This window comes from Streptomyces sp. NPDC102274, from assembly GCF_044766385.1.
Classification (GTDB): domain Bacteria; phylum Actinomycetota; class Actinomycetes; order Streptomycetales; family Streptomycetaceae; genus Streptomyces.
Genome location: NZ_JBIWLW010000017.1, coordinates 77,362 through 90,668, shown reverse-complemented (window position 1 = coordinate 90,668; position 13,307 = coordinate 77,362). Strand labels below are relative to the sequence as shown.

Annotated in this window: 13 protein-coding genes; 6 read left to right on the top strand and 7 right to left on the bottom strand. The window is 72.8% G+C overall.

The genetic code is table 11. From position 1 onward, the window contains the following. Positions 1-52: 52 nt before the first annotated feature. From ACIRQP_RS22960 to ACIRQP_RS22950, 3 genes are all read right to left on the bottom strand, one after another. Positions 53-883, bottom strand: coding sequence for a VOC family protein (locus ACIRQP_RS22960; RefSeq protein WP_403892974.1), 831 nt, complete (start codon positions 881-883; stop codon positions 53-55). Between the two features lie 27 nt (positions 884-910). Then, positions 911-1,450, bottom strand: coding sequence for a GNAT family N-acetyltransferase (locus ACIRQP_RS22955; protein WP_403892972.1), 540 nt, complete (start codon positions 1,448-1,450; stop codon positions 911-913). Positions 1,451-1,531: 81 nt separating this feature from the next. Beyond that, on the bottom strand, positions 1,532-3,040 hold the full coding sequence (locus ACIRQP_RS22950; protein WP_403892970.1) for a bifunctional phosphatase PAP2/diacylglycerol kinase family protein: 1,509 nt from the start codon (positions 3,038-3,040) through the stop codon (positions 1,532-1,534). A gap of 171 nt (positions 3,041-3,211) precedes the next feature. On the opposite strand from ACIRQP_RS22950, the gene ACIRQP_RS22945 reads away from it, so the two are divergent. Further along, entirely contained in the window at positions 3,212-4,429 is a 1,218-nt protein-coding gene (locus tag ACIRQP_RS22945; protein WP_403892968.1) for an aminotransferase class I/II-fold pyridoxal phosphate-dependent enzyme, read from the top strand. 96 nt (positions 4,430-4,525) lie between these two features. Here the strand turns inward: ACIRQP_RS22945 and ACIRQP_RS22940 are convergent, their stop codons facing one another. Both ACIRQP_RS22940 and ACIRQP_RS22935 read right to left on the bottom strand, forming a co-directional pair. Next, on the bottom strand, positions 4,526-5,170 hold the full coding sequence (locus ACIRQP_RS22940; RefSeq protein WP_403893070.1) for a DedA family protein: 645 nt from the start codon (positions 5,168-5,170) through the stop codon (positions 4,526-4,528). Positions 5,171-5,181: 11 nt separating this feature from the next. Then, complete coding sequence (locus tag ACIRQP_RS22935; RefSeq protein ID WP_403892966.1) at positions 5,182-5,973, bottom strand: MBL fold metallo-hydrolase; 792 nt, start codon at positions 5,971-5,973, stop codon at positions 5,182-5,184. A 203-nt stretch (positions 5,974-6,176) separates the two neighbouring features. Between ACIRQP_RS22935 and ACIRQP_RS22930 the strand changes: the two genes are divergently transcribed. The 4 genes from ACIRQP_RS22930 (at position 6,177) to ACIRQP_RS22915 (ending at position 9,734) form a co-directional block, all read left to right on the top strand. Beyond that, positions 6,177-6,581, top strand: coding sequence for a hypothetical protein (locus ACIRQP_RS22930; protein WP_403892964.1), 405 nt, complete (start codon positions 6,177-6,179; stop codon positions 6,579-6,581). A 125-nt stretch (positions 6,582-6,706) separates the two neighbouring features. Next, on the top strand, positions 6,707-8,923 hold the full coding sequence (locus ACIRQP_RS22925; RefSeq protein ID WP_403892962.1) for a phage holin family protein: 2,217 nt from the start codon (positions 6,707-6,709) through the stop codon (positions 8,921-8,923). A gap of 91 nt (positions 8,924-9,014) precedes the next feature. Next, positions 9,015-9,395, top strand: coding sequence for a hypothetical protein (locus tag ACIRQP_RS22920; RefSeq protein ID WP_403892960.1), 381 nt, complete (start codon positions 9,015-9,017; stop codon positions 9,393-9,395). Positions 9,396-9,491: 96 nt separating this feature from the next. Next, the gene (locus ACIRQP_RS22915) at positions 9,492-9,734 is read left to right on the top strand and encodes a hypothetical protein (RefSeq protein WP_403892958.1); all 243 of its coding nucleotides are present in this window, start codon (positions 9,492-9,494) and stop codon (positions 9,732-9,734) included. 73 nt (positions 9,735-9,807) lie between these two features. On the opposite strand, the gene ACIRQP_RS22910 is transcribed toward ACIRQP_RS22915, so the two are convergent. Continuing rightward, positions 9,808-11,184 (bottom strand): sulfite oxidase, encoded by a 1,377-nt coding sequence (locus tag ACIRQP_RS22910; RefSeq protein WP_403892956.1) that lies wholly within the window; start codon positions 11,182-11,184, stop codon positions 9,808-9,810. 197 nt (positions 11,185-11,381) lie between these two features. On the opposite strand from ACIRQP_RS22910, the gene ACIRQP_RS22905 reads away from it, so the two are divergent. Next, a complete protein-coding gene (locus ACIRQP_RS22905) occupies positions 11,382-11,582 on the top strand; it encodes a hypothetical protein (RefSeq protein ID WP_403893069.1) in 201 nt (66 codons plus the stop codon). A gap of 117 nt (positions 11,583-11,699) precedes the next feature. Here the strand turns inward: ACIRQP_RS22905 and ACIRQP_RS22900 are convergent, their stop codons facing one another. Continuing rightward, the gene (locus ACIRQP_RS22900) at positions 11,700-13,277 is read right to left on the bottom strand and encodes an AbgT family transporter (RefSeq protein WP_403892954.1); all 1,578 of its coding nucleotides are present in this window, start codon (positions 13,275-13,277) and stop codon (positions 11,700-11,702) included. Between the last annotated feature and the right edge of the window lie 30 nt (positions 13,278-13,307).

Genomic DNA, 13,307 nt, shown 5'->3' with positions numbered 1-13,307 from the left:
CGGTACGCCGCCATGTCGCATCATGAGACCTGCGTCTTGCTATGTGGAGATCTCAGGTCTGTGCGGGTCCGGTGACCGACTCCACCGGCCGCACCGCGAGTCCGTTGATCACCGTCGTCGGCGGGCCGCCCCCGGAGAGCAGCAGAGCGGTGATCGCGTCGGCGGGTCCCTCGGTGAAGTGCACCTGTCCGAGCGGCAGCGGCACCACCGTGGGCGACGCCCCGAGCGGGATGCCGAGCAGCTCGCCCAGCCAGTCCGCCGAGGCGCGCGGATCGGGGGTCTCGATCAGGATCCCGGCGAGGTCGTGCGGGCCCCGGTTGACCCGGCCCGCGCTGTACTTGGCCAGAATCGTCTGCCGGTCGGGCTCGTAGGTCACGAAGAACGGTGCCCACGGCGGGCCGTCCGTCAGTATCGCCTCGCGGAACGAGACGGGGGAGCCCTCGCGGGCGAAGGTCAGCAGCTCCACCCCGTGCCCCCGTGCGCGCAGCCGCTCCGCCGTGGCGCCCGCGTCGGTGACATGGACGCAGAAGACGAGCGCTCCGCCGCCTCGCGCGACGAGTTCGTCGGCCCGGGGCTGCCAGTCCCTCATGGCCCTGCCGTAGGGCGAGTCGAGGAAGACCAGGCGGTTGACGATGCTCGACAGCTCGATATACCGGGCGTCCAGCCGCCAGGCGCCATTGCGGTACCCCAGATACTCCGGGTTGGCGTGGGCGGGCAGGCCCGCTTCGGTGTAGCCGCGTACGGCTGACTCGACGTCCGGTACGCAGTGCACCAGGTGGTCGAACTCCGGTTGCCCGAATTCCTGTTGTCCCAAATCCGGTTGTTCGAACTTTGGTTGTTCGATCTCGAACTCCGGTGATTCCGTGGCGGGTTGTGCGCTCAAGGTGCCTCCCAGGTCGGTAAGGCGAGCCTAACCTTTCCATGCCTCCCGGGTGAGCTCATAGGCCACATCGCCCTGTTCCGACCCCTTGATCGTCTCGGGCCACTCCTCGAAGAAGGTACGGACGTATGTCAGCCCCGCCTTCTCCAGTACGCGCCGCGAGGCCGTGTTGACTGTCATGGTCTGCGCGGTCACCCGCTCCGCGCCGAGTTCGGTGAACGCCGCGCGGACCAGGGCGCGGGCGCCCTCGGTGGCGTACCCCCTGCCCCAGGCCGCCCGACGCAGCCGGTACCCCAACTCGACGACCCGCCAGCCCTGTTCGCTCTCCGGCTCCAGACAGAACCAACCCAGCCACGCGCCCGTGGCGCTCTCCTCGGCGGCCCAGAAGCCCCGCCCGAGCAGTCGCGGCAGCGTCTCGGTCCGTACCGTGTCACGGGAGACCGGCCGGCCGCCGTCGATGAACCGCCGTACGCCGGGGTCGTTGTCGAGGGCGACCACCCGGTCGAGGTCGCTCTCGGTGAACGAACGCAGCCGCAGCCGCGCGGTCTCCAGGAAGTAGCGCGTGTCCATGGCGTGATCCTCGGCCGCGCCGTTCCCGTCCGTCCACCGGGATTCCGGGGGAGTCGCCGGCGGCAGCGCCCGGAGCACTGCCTAGACAAGCGCCTTCGGCCGGTAGACCGTCAGCGCCTCCTCCGCCTTGTCCAGTACCAATTCCCCGGGGGCCTCGGCCACTTCACCGTCGAACGCGAGCGGCGTACCCGGCGCGATCCGGGAGATCCGCACCCGCCGCATCCGCTCCGCCGCGTGCACCGGCGAACGGCTCAGCGGCCCGGCGAGCGCGGCAGCGAGCAGCCGCAGCCCCGGAGCCCGGCCGCCGTGCACGATCCGTACGTCCAGCAGGCCGTCGGCCAGATCGAGCCGGTGGCCCGGGGTGGGCCCCATCGGCTGGTAGATGCCGTTCCCCGCGAACAGCAGCCACAGCGCCCGGTGCCGGCCCTTGAACTCGGCTTGCAGCTGGTGTCCGTCGCGCAGCACCTGCAGTGCGGCCAGTACCCCGGCGGGCCAGTCGCCGATGCGCGGCGCCCAGTGCTCACGCACCCGTACCAGCTCCGGATAGACGCCCAGGCTGAAGGTGTTGAGGAAATGTCCCGTCGCCGCCCCGCCGGGCCCGGGGGTGAAGCGCCCCAGGTCGACCCGTACGGCGTCACCCGCCGTCAGCGCCCGGCAGGTGTCGTGGACGCTCTCGATGCCCAGGTCGTACGCGAAGTGGTTGAGGGTGCCGCCGGGGAAGACGGCCAGCGGCAGACCGTGCCGTATGGCGACGGTCGCCGCCCGGTTGACCGTTCCGTCGCCGCCGAGGACACCGAGGGCCACACATCGGCCCGCCGCCTTCGCCAGCTCGGCGTCCACCTCCTCCGGCGCGCACTCCACGACATCGACGGCCGGCAGCGCGTCCCGTACCAGCGCGGCGGTGTCCGACGATCCGGAGGCCAGGTTGACGACGACCACCAGCCCGTGGCCGCCGGGCAGCGCGGGGGCCTCGGCGTACGGCCGTCCCGGTGAGGGAAGTTGGGAACGGGTCGGTACGATCCCGCGTACCGCGAAGGCGGCCCCCACCCCCAGCGCGGCGCCCACCAGCACATCGCTCGGATAGTGCACCCCCGTATAGACCCGGGAGAGGGCCACGGCGGCGGCCACCGGCGCCACGACGGCGCCCCAGCCCTTCGACTCCAGCGCGACCCCGGTCGCGAAGGCGGCGGCCGAGGCCGCGTGCCCGGACGGGAACGACGTCGTGACCGGCTGGTGCTTCAGCCGCCGTATCACCGGTACGGCGTCGAGCAGGGGCCGCTGCCGGCGTATCGCCCGCTTGCCCACGGTGTTGATGGCGGCCGAGGCGAGTCCCAGCGATACCGCGCCCCGCAGGGCGGCCCGGCGCGAGCGCGCCCCGCGTCCCAGCACGGCGATGCCCGCGGCGGCGCCGAACCAGAGCAGTCCATGGTTGGCGGACCGGCTCAGCCGGGGCAGTACGGGCCCCGCGCCCGGCCAGCGCCGAACGGCTACGGAGCGGAAGGCCCGCTCGTCCCAGCCGTCGAGCAATGCCGCGATCCGGGCGCGGGTGCCCGGGGCCGCCTGACGATACGGAGCAAAGGTGTCCGACATGGAACGCGGGTACCCCGCGTGGGGTCGCCCCAAGCGGGCCGTCCGGGGGAGCGGGCCGAACGGACCCCGAGCGTGTGGCCGGACAGAGCCCGGGGGGCGATGTGTGTCAAACCTCCGTATAAATGGTCCAAACGAGAGACCGGGCGGACGGCGGCCGGGGGAGGTGACGGTATGCGGCGGACGGTTCCCGAGGGCCGGGGCCCCGTGCGGTTCGGCCCGGCCGCCCCCGACGCCGGGCTGCCCGCGCTGCCCGAGCTGGTCGGCGAGTGCGCGGGTGCGGCCGGGCACACCTCGCCGCAGCCGCCCGGCGGTGACGCGGTCCTGCGGGAGGCGGCCGCCGGCTACTGGTCGCGGCGCGGCCTGCGCACCGGTCCCGACGGTGTGGCCGCCGCGCCCGGCGCGCAGCCGCTGCTGTTCGCGCTGCTCGCCGCGTACGACGGGGACGTTCTGATGCCCCGGCCGTGCCCCGCCTCCTGGACCCCGCAGGCCCGGCTGCTCGGCCGGCCCGCCTACCATGTGCCGGCCCCGGCGGACGCGGGCGGCGTGCCCGATCCGTTCGCCCTGCTGGAGACGGTACGGCGGATACGGGCCGAGGGCGGCCGGCCGCGGGTGCTGCTGCTCTCCGTCGCCGACGACCCGACCGCCGCGGTCGCCCCGCCGGAACTGGTCCGCGAGGCCTGCGAGGCCGCGGTCGGCGAAGGACTGCACATCGTCAGCGACGAGACCTGGCGCGACACCCTGCACCGGCCGCACGAGACGGTGCTGCTCAGCCCGGCCGAGATGTGGCCCGACGAGGTCGTCGTCCTCTCCGACCTGGCGGGCGCGCTGCTTCCGGCCGCCTGGCCGATGGCCGTCGCCCGCTACCCGGCCACCGACGCCGGAAGAGCGCTGCGGGCCACGACGCTCGACATCCTCACCGCGCTGGGCGCGATGGTCGCGGGACCGGTCGCCGCTGCCGCCGCCCACGCGCTCGACGAGCCGGACGCCGTCATCGCCAGGGCGCGGGCCACCGCCGCGCTGCACGGGCAACTGGCCACAGCCGCCCACCACGTGGTGCTCGCCGCCGGCGCCCTCGCGGTCGTGCCGCTGGCCGGCCGCCATCTCTACGCCGACCTCGGGCCGCTGCGCGGACAACTGGCCCGGCTGGGCGTCACCGACTCCATGGAGCTGGAGAACCATCTGAGCCGACGCCTGGAGGTGCCCGTACCGGGCGGTCACCGGTTCGGGGACGAACTGGGCGCGCTGCGTGTACGGCTGTCGACGGGACCGCTGCTCGGGGCGACCCCGGAGCAGCGGCTGAAGTCCCTCACCGCGACGGCGCCGCTGGAACTGCCGCATGTCGCGCGGGCGCTGGGCCGTTTCGGAGCGGTCTTCGACGAACTGCGATGAGCGGACCCGGCCGGAACGGATCCCGAACAGACGGATCCCGGCCCGAACGGACGGCGGCCGGAGCGGAACCCGGCGGCCGGAGCGGAAACGCGGACACTACGTCGGCCGGCCCTCCGAGCCCGGACTCTCCGGGCGGCCCGGCCGGCGCAGTCTGCGCCAGAGCGCCGGGGCGCCGCTGACCACCAGCGTCAGCACCACCGCGGCGAGCACCCCCTCCCAGGCCTCGTCGAAGAGCGAGCCGCCGAGCACGCCGATCAGCTGGTACGTCGCCGCCCAGGCCAGACAGGCAGGCACATCGCCCCGGGCGAACCGGCGCAGCGGCCAGTCGCCGAGCAGACAGGCCAGCATCACCGGTATCCGCCCGGCGGGCACCAGGCGGGAGAGCACCAGCACCGACACCCTGTGCTCGCGCAGCTTCGTCTGCGCCTGCTCAAGCCGGTCCGGCGGGGCGTGCCTGCGTATCGCCGCCAGCCAGCGCGAGCCGTTTTTGGAGCCGACACCGCGCCGCCCCAGCCAGTAGAGGGATATGTCACCGAGGAAGGCCGCGAACGACGCCACCAGGAAGACATAGAGCATGGAGAGCGGCGCGGTCTGGTGGAAGGCCACCACCGCCGCCGAGCTCACCACCGCCCCCGTCGGCACCACCGGCACCAGCGAGCCCAGAGTCACCAGCAGGAAGACGGACGGATAGCCGACGGCCTGCTGCGTCGACTCGGGTGGCAGCTCCGCGAGCTGCGCCATGAGCCGGTCGATCACAGGCCGGCCTCCGGCCGCACGCTCTCGCCGTGCCGCAGCAGATGGACGGTCACCTTCGGCGCGAGCCGCGCCGCGTGCCGTACGAACTCGTCGCCCGGGGCGTAGAACTCGTGGGGGCGGACCCCGTCCAGACCGATCGGCCAGTAGGTGCCGAAATGCACCGGTACCGCCGCGCTCGGTGCCAGCTCGGCCAGCGCCCGCGCCGCCCGCCCGGCGTCCAGATGCTCGGGCCCCAGATGAGGCCCCCAGCCGCCCACCGGCAGCAGCGCCACATCGACCGGGCCCACGGCGTCCGCCATCCCGTCGAAGAGTCCGGTGTCCCCGGCGAAGTAGGTCCGCGACGCACCGCTGATCACAAAGCCCAGGGCGGGGGAGCGGTGCGGTCCGACCGGCAGCCGCCGTCCGTCGTGGCGCGCGGGCACGGCCCGTACCCGCAGAGCCCCGATCTCCACCTCGTCGCCCGGCTCGACCTCGGTGATCCGCAGGCCCGAGGGGTTTCTGCGGGCGTCCAGCCTGCGCAGCCCCGGCACCGACCGCTCGGCGGCGCGCGGCACGATCAGCAGGGTGCCGGGCGCGAGCCGGGTCAGCGACCGCAGATGGAGGTGGTCGGAGTGCAGATGCGAGACGAGCACGGCATCGGCGACGGACGCCTCGGGCGGCGGCACCTGACCGCGCCGGCGGCGCAGATGCGCCAGTCGGCGGACGAAGACCGGGTCCGTCAGCACCCGTACCCCGGAGTCCTCGACCGTGCAGGTGGCATGGCCCCACCACGTGATGACAGTTCCCAACCCGACCTCAGCTCCGTCCGCCCGTGGACCGCGCTCCCGCCCCGGGACCCTCTCCGCACTCAGCGTACGGCGGATGCCCGCGCGGGCGGAGCCGGATGCGCTGGTCGCGCGCCGTTGACCGCCCGGCACGCGCCTGCCTCGCGGGGGCGTGCGCCGAGTAGGGTCTGCGGACGGAGACGAGAGCCGGGGGAGCGGGGGCAGGGATGCGTGAGGTACGAGTGGCCGTGATCGCCAGCCTGACACCGCTGGAGGAGCTGGACCGCGATCCCTTCCTCGTGGACACCCGCGGCCAGCACACGATGTGCGCGCGCTGGGCCGAGGACAAGGGGTATCTCGTGACCCGGCAGCTGCTCCTCTACGGGCTGCGCCCCGATCACTGCGGACTGTGGGGGGATGTCGAGGCGGGGCTGGTGGATCTCTTCGTCGCGGCGAACGAGCGCGTTCTCGAACGGGCGTTCAGTTCGGTGTCCGTCTTCTCCGCGGAGTGCGCGCGCAGAGGCGTACCGCTGGAGACCGTCGGACTGGACGAACCGCTGTACGACGCCGCCATGAAGGCCGACGTGCACCGCAGGCTCTCGATGCCCACGGCCGGGTACGACGGCTGCTGACCCGCCTGTGTCCCCGGACCCCGGGGGACTCGACGTCGCTCTGTGCGAGGCTGGGCCGAGCCCGTGAGTGCGTACGGGCCAGGACGTGAGTGCGTACGGGCCAGGACGTGAGGTGACGGAGCGACGTGTTCAAGGGGCGGTGGCGTACGACAGGCGGAGCCCTGCTGCGGGTGGTCGTCGTATGGGCGGTTTCCACGCTGACGATGCTGGCGCTGGCAGGGCTCCTGCCGGACTTCAAGCTTCAGTCGGACAACCGGGACAGCATCACCAGGATCGCGATCACCGCGGCCTGGGGGGCGGGCGCGTTCGGCCTGCTCAGCGCGCTGGTCTGGCCCCTGCTCGTACGCGCGCTGCTGCTCGTTCCCGCGCTGGTCCTCGGTCTGCTGGTGTTCTTCCTGAACGGCTCGCTGCTGCTGATCGCGCTCTGGCTCATCCCCAACGGGCGCGGGGCGGCCAATCCGGAGACCGCCGTGGTGGTCGCGGCCGTGATGTCCGCCGTCGCCTCCGCGACCTCGACGGCGCTCGCGGTCGGTGACGACGACGCCTACCGGCGCCGGCTCTCCCGCCTCGCGGACCGGCGGCGGCGCAGGAGCGGTGAGGACGGCGGGCACGGTGGACCGCCCGGCACGGTGTTCCTGCAACTCGACGGGGTCGGGCACCAGGTGCTGCTGGACGCGGTCGCCGCCGGGGTGATGCCGTATGTCGCCGGCTGGCTGGGCGTGCGCCCACCGGACCCGGACGGCGGGTGCGGTACGGCCGACGACCCGGCGCGCGTCTCTCCGGGGGGCCCGGCGGACAGCGCGCCGGGCGCCCCGCGGCCGACCCACCGGCTCACGCCCTGGCGCACCGACTGGTCCAGCCAGACGGGCGCCAGCCAGCTCGGCATCCTGCACGGCTCCAACCACGACGTCCCCGCCTTCCGCTGGTACGAGAAGGACACCGGCCGGATCATGGTCAGCAACCGGCCCGCCAGCGCCGCCGAACTCCAGCGCCGCGCCATCGCCCGTACCAGCGACGGGGGTCTGCTCACCCTCGACGGCGCCAGCCGCGGCAATCTCTTCAGCGGCGGCGCCGACCAGCTCGCGCTGGTGCTGTCGATCGCCGCGCGGCGCGGCCGGGCCAACCGCTCCCGCGCCGGCTACTTCGCCTACTTCTCCGACCCGGCCAACGCCGTCCGTACGGTGGTCTCGTTCGTCGCCGACGTCGGCCGCGAGATCGCCGAATCGACCCGCGCGCGGATACGCGACGACCGGCCGCGGGTCGGCCGGGGCGGGCTCTATCCGTTCATCCGGGCCTTCGCGACCGTCGTCGAGCGTGATGTGGTGGTCACGGCCGTGATCGGCGACATGCTGGCCGGACGTACCGCCGTCTACGCCGACCTCGTCGCGTACGACGAGGTCGCCCACCACTCGGGACCGCACAGCCGGGACGCCGAGCGGGTCCTCGCCCGGCTCGACCGCGCGGTCGGACTGATCGCCAGGGCCGCCGAGCACGCACCCCGTACGTACCGGATCGTGCTGCTCTCCGACCACGGACAGAGCCCCGGCGAGACCTTCGAGGGGGCGTACGGGCTCAGCCTCAAGGACCTGGTCAGGGCCGGCTGCGGACTGCCCGTGCCGCGCCGGGCCGAGCGTACGAAGAGCGGCGCGGAGGCCCGCGACGCGGCCCGGCACGCCGTCCTCGGCGCGCTGCACCGGCCCGAGCCCGAGGGTGCCGACGAGAAGCCGGCGCTCGGCTCGGACCCGGTTGTCCTCGCTTCCGGCAATCTCGCCCTGATCTCCTTCCCCGATGTGCCGGAGCGGATGAGCCGCGAGCAGATCGACCGGCGCCATCCCGCGCTGCTGCGGACCCTCGCCGGCCATCCGGGGATCGGCTTCCTGCTGGTACGGAGCGAGGAACACGGCTCGGTGGTGCTCGGCCCCGGCGGGGCGGAGGTGCCGCTCGACGCGCTCGACGACAGCGGTCCGCTCGCCGGTATGGGCCCCGGCGCGGCCGACGCCGTACGGCGCACGGACTCCTTCCCACATGTCGCGGACATCATGGTCAACTCGATGTACGACCCGGCGACGGGCCGCGTGCACGCCTTCGAGGAACAGATCGGCTCGCACGGCGGACTCGGCGGCGAACAGGCGCGGCCCTTCCTGCTGTCGCCGCTGGCGCTCTCCGCGCCGGTCCCCGACAACGGTGAACTCGTGGGCGCCGAGCGGGTGCATCATGTGCTCAGACGGTGGCTGAGGGAGGGCAGCGGACCACAGGTGCCGTTGGGAACGGTGTCCGTTCCCGTGGCGAATACGCGCTCTGACGAAGCACGAACCGCCGAGGAGGAGAAGGACCGGGCGTAGGCCGCGTACCCCGTGTGAGCGGTTTCCGCCGGTAGCAGGACCGCGTGGGTGTGTTTCTGGGCAGAGGTGCGTTGTCCAGGAGGTCGTGCCCATGAAGCGTGCCACGTCCGTTCCCACCCGCGCCGCGGTTGTCCGCGCCGCCACGCGCCCGGCCGCCCTGGTGGCGCTGTTGGTGCTGATCGCCTTCCTGGCCATGTCGATCGCGCCGTCCTCCGCGGCGATGCGGGACCCCGAATCCCTGCCGCCCGCGTCCGGTTCGCGCGACCCGGCCGGCGAGGGACACCAGGACACCGCCGAGACCGAGCAGTCCGCCCCGGCCAGGACCGAGCGGACGGGCAGGGAGCCCCAACAGCCCCTGCCCCGGACCGGACTGTTCGGCGAGCGGGTACGGGTTCCGTACGTCGGACGGTGCGCTCCGGTCTGGCCGCCGCGCGCGCCGGTCACGCCGCGCTGTGTGGTGCTGCGCTGCTGACAGGTCCCGCCCTTCAGTGCCTCGCCCGGCTCTGAAGTGCCTTTCGGACCACAGCAGTCGCGTTCTTCAGCACCTTCTCACCGTGAGGACACAGCCATGCCCATTGACCCCTTCGCCGCGCTCAACGCCATGATCCGCGCCGAGGCCGCACGCTCCGACGCGTCGAACCTCCGTCGCCGGGCCCCGAGTCCGGGCGGTGGCTCGGACGACTCCGGGTGGGACTCCGAACCCATCGCCGCCGCCGACCGGCGCCTCGCCGAGCGGCGGTCCCTCGACCGACGTTCCGTCGACCGTCGCTCGAAGGGCGAGGAACGAGGTGAGCGCGGTACCGTCAAGTAACATCCCCCGCGCCCTCGGGCGCTGTTGAGGACGGCCGGCCGCGTGGGCGCGACCGGCCGTCCGGCGCTCCCGGTCAGACGACGGTCACCCGGTGACGTACCACGGCGTCGAAGAGATAACCCTGCGTGTTGTGGACGGCCACCTCGGGCTGGACGCGGCCCGAGTCGTCCGTCGCGCGCGCCAGCAGTACGGCGGGGCCAGGACCGCCCGGTGTCCAGTCGGCGGACCAGCGGACCCAACTGCCGCGCCGGGGCGCGTCGTGGAGCCGCGCGCGCCGCCAGCGCGTCCCGCCGTCGGTACTGATCTCCACCGACCGCACCGGCGCCCCGCCCGACCAGGAGCGCCCGGTCAGCACCCGCGGCCGATGAGCGGCCACGGTGGCGCCGTCCGCCAGCTCGAAGGCGCTCTTCAGGGTCTGCCGGGTCAGCGGCGCACTGCCCTCGGGCGGATACCCGGCGCCGAACAACCGGTAGAGCGTGGTGTTCCAGGGGCTGTACAGCGGCTCGGTGCTCACCTCGATGTCACCGAGCCACTTGATGTTCGCGATGCCCACCCAGGACGGGACGATCAGCCGCACCGGATATCCGTGGTCGGGCGGCAGCGGCTCGCCGTTCAGCTCGTACGCGAGCAGTACGTCGTCCAGCGCCTTCGCCACCGGCAGCGGCCGGCGCACCCGGCCCAGATTCGTTCCCTCGCTGATGACCTCGTCGTCGAGGCCGCGCGGCAGGATGTCGACGGCGTCGGGGCTCAGGCCCGCGCGGCGCAGCACCTCGGCGAGCCGCACCCCGCGCCACCGTCCGACCCCGATGGCGCCCAGGGTCCAGGCCGTACCGGACACCTGCTGGTTCTGCTGGGTGGCGTAGTAACTGCGGCCGTTGCCCGCGCACTCGATGAACGCGGTGCGGGTCACGGACGGGAGCGCGCGCAGCTCGTCGTAGCCGAAGTCCACGGGGCCGCCGCGCAGTCCGCTGCCCCAGATCGTCAATGTCCAGGCGGCGGCGTCGATCCGGGGGGTGACGGTGTGGTTGCGGACGAAGAAGTGGCCGGCCGGCGTGTACGGGCCGGTGGTGCGCAGCGCCGCGAAGTTGGTCTCGGCGTTGGTGCCCCGGATGCTGAACACCTCGGACGGCAGCGGCTTCACGATGCCGGGGGCCGCCACGGGTACCGCCGGAGCCGCCGGGCTCGGGGTCGTCGGCGAGGCGGCCCGCGCGTTGCCCGGCGCCGCCGCGGTGAGCGGTCCGGCGGTGGACGCCGCCGCGAACAGCCGTAGCAGATCGCGGCGTTCGATCCCGGCGGAGCGGGCCCGACCGCGCCGCCACTGGCGCAGCCGCGTCCGGTCGTACACGGATTCAGCGGACTCCGCGGACTCCGCGGATTCAGCGGACTCTGTGGAGTGGGCGGAGTGGGCGGAGTGGGCGGATTCGGCCGGAGGAACGGGTGCCACGGACATGCCCGGAGAGTCGCAGCGGCCTGATCGCTCCGTCAACCGCCATGCGGGGTTCTTCACACCGCCGCAATACGGGGCGGGAAATTCTCCGATGATCCGCGTGACCTTTTGGTCCGCCCAACAGATAAACGGAATGAAAGGTACCGCTGTCCGAGGGGCATGAGCGTGAGGAGCGAACAGTGAAGGGCACGACAAGGACCATCTCCCGGTGGGCGGTCGGGATCGCGGCGACGGCGGTGGTGACCGGGGGGCCGGCCGGCGCGGCGAGCGCGGACGAGACGCACCGCGACTCCCACAACGGTTCGCGGTTCGCGCTGATCCATACCGGCCAGATCGACGACCCGATGGAGGATGTGCTGGAGCACACGCTCCTGTTCGGTGACGGCTACGCCTGGGACTGACCCACAGCACAGCCGACGGTCACAGTACAGCCGACGGTCGCGACACAGCCGACAGCCCCAGCACGGCCGTTGAGAGGGGAGGGCCTCCCCGGCCCTCCCCTCTTCCCGAGTGCCGGCTCAGCGCACCGGAGCCCCCGGGCCGAGCGGAATGCCCACCGCCCACCAGACGAGGAACAGCGCGGTCCACGCGACCGTCATGGCCACGGCCAGCGGCAGCGTGTAGGAGGCCAGCGTGCCGATTCCCGCGCTCTTGCGGTAGCGCTGGAGGAAGCCCAGAGCCATCACGAAGTACGGGCTCATCGGGGTGATCGCGGTCGACCCCGAGTCGGCGATCCGGAACAGCGCCTGGGTCGTCTCGGCGGGCACGCTCACCAGCATCAGCATCGGCACCAGAACGGGCGCGCACATCGCCCACATCGCCGACCCGCTGGTGACCATGACATTGACGAGCGTCAGCAGGACGAGGATCAGCAGGAACACCAGGACGATCGGCATCCCGCTCTGCTCCAGCGCCTCCGCCGCCCTGACCGCGAGCACATCACCGATATGGGTCCAGTCGAAGTACGCCAGGAACTGGGCGATCGCGAAGAACAGCACCAGCACCGGCGCCATCTGCATGATGCCGCGGCCCATCAGCTTCGGTATGTCGGCGGCCGAGGTGACGGAGCCCGAGCGGTACCCGTACACGATGCCCACCAGCCCGAAGACCAGCGCCACGACCGCCGCGATGCCGTCCAGGAACGGCGACTCCACGATGCTGCCGCCCTCACCGCGCAGCGGCGACGACTCGGGCACCATGACCGCGACGAGCACCACGAGCGCCGCCAGCAGGGCGAGTACGGCCACACGCAGCGCCGAGCGTTCCCGGGCGCTGAGGCCGAGTGTGCCGAGGTCCTCCAGATCGGCGTCGGGGTCCGCGTCGAGATCGGGCCGCTTGCTCAGGACGAACTTCGTCACCAGCGTGATGACGAGGGCCAGCAGCAGCGACGAGGCGATATTGAAGAACCAGTTGCTCAGCGGCGACACATACGCGTCGTCGCCGCCCACGATCCGCGCCGCGGCGGTGGTGATCCCGGCGAAGATGGCGTCGTTGGGCGTGGGGACCGGGCTCGCGTCGTACCCCGAGGCGATGGAGGTGTACGCGACGACGATGCCGAGGATCGGGGAGCGCCCCACGGCCCGGAAGGCCAGCCCGCCCAGTGGTACGAGGATGATGTAGGCGGCGGCCGAGGCGACATGGGAGACGGTGCCGGCGAAGGCGACGGCGAACACCACCCACGAGGCCGGTACCCGCGAGACGCCGACCCGCATCAGCGCCGCGAGGAAGCCGGTGCGCTCGGCCACGGCGACACCCATGATCACCACCACGATGGTGGCCATCGGCGGGAAGGTGGCGAAGTTCTCGATCATCGTCGAGACGGCCATGGCCAGCCCGTCACCACTGAGCAGATTCTGCACCGTGACGGTCTTGTGGTCGCTGGGGGAGACGACGGAGACATCGGCCGCGGCGAGTATCGCGCTGATGACCGCGAGCAGCGCGGAGAGGATCCAGAAGAGCCAGAACGGGTGCGGCAGCGCGTTGCCCGCCCGCTCGATGACGGCCATCGCGCGGACGATGAGCGGGAGCCGGGTCCCGTCGTCGGTCGCGGGTGGTGGGGCGGGTCTGCCGGGTGGCGCGGGTGGCGGCGTGGACATGGGAGCGGGCTCCTTGCTCGGTTCCTGCGG

What these genes read in the sequence shown, in the direction of transcription:
- ACIRQP_RS22955 (WP_403892972.1), bottom strand. Translation starts at nt 1,450, where the DNA reads ATGGACACGCGCTACTTCCTGGAGACCGCGCGGCTGCGGCTGCGTTCG.
- ACIRQP_RS22950 (WP_403892970.1), bottom strand. Translation starts at nt 3,040, where the DNA reads ATGTCGGACACCTTTGCTCCGTATCGTCAGGCGGCCCCGGGCACCCGC.
- ACIRQP_RS22945 (WP_403892968.1), top strand. Translation starts at nt 3,212, where the DNA reads ATGCGGCGGACGGTTCCCGAGGGCCGGGGCCCCGTGCGGTTCGGCCCG.
- ACIRQP_RS22940 (WP_403893070.1), bottom strand. Translation starts at nt 5,170, where the DNA reads ATGGCGCAGCTCGCGGAGCTGCCACCCGAGTCGACGCAGCAGGCCGTC.
- ACIRQP_RS22930 (WP_403892964.1), top strand. Translation starts at nt 6,177, where the DNA reads ATGCGTGAGGTACGAGTGGCCGTGATCGCCAGCCTGACACCGCTGGAG.
- ACIRQP_RS22920 (WP_403892960.1), top strand. Translation starts at nt 9,015, where the DNA reads ATGAAGCGTGCCACGTCCGTTCCCACCCGCGCCGCGGTTGTCCGCGCC.
- ACIRQP_RS22915 (WP_403892958.1), top strand. Translation starts at nt 9,492, where the DNA reads ATGCCCATTGACCCCTTCGCCGCGCTCAACGCCATGATCCGCGCCGAG.
- ACIRQP_RS22910 (WP_403892956.1), bottom strand. Translation starts at nt 11,184, where the DNA reads ATGTCCGTGGCACCCGTTCCTCCGGCCGAATCCGCCCACTCCGCCCAC.
- ACIRQP_RS22900 (WP_403892954.1), bottom strand. Translation starts at nt 13,277, where the DNA reads ATGTCCACGCCGCCACCCGCGCCACCCGGCAGACCCGCCCCACCACCC.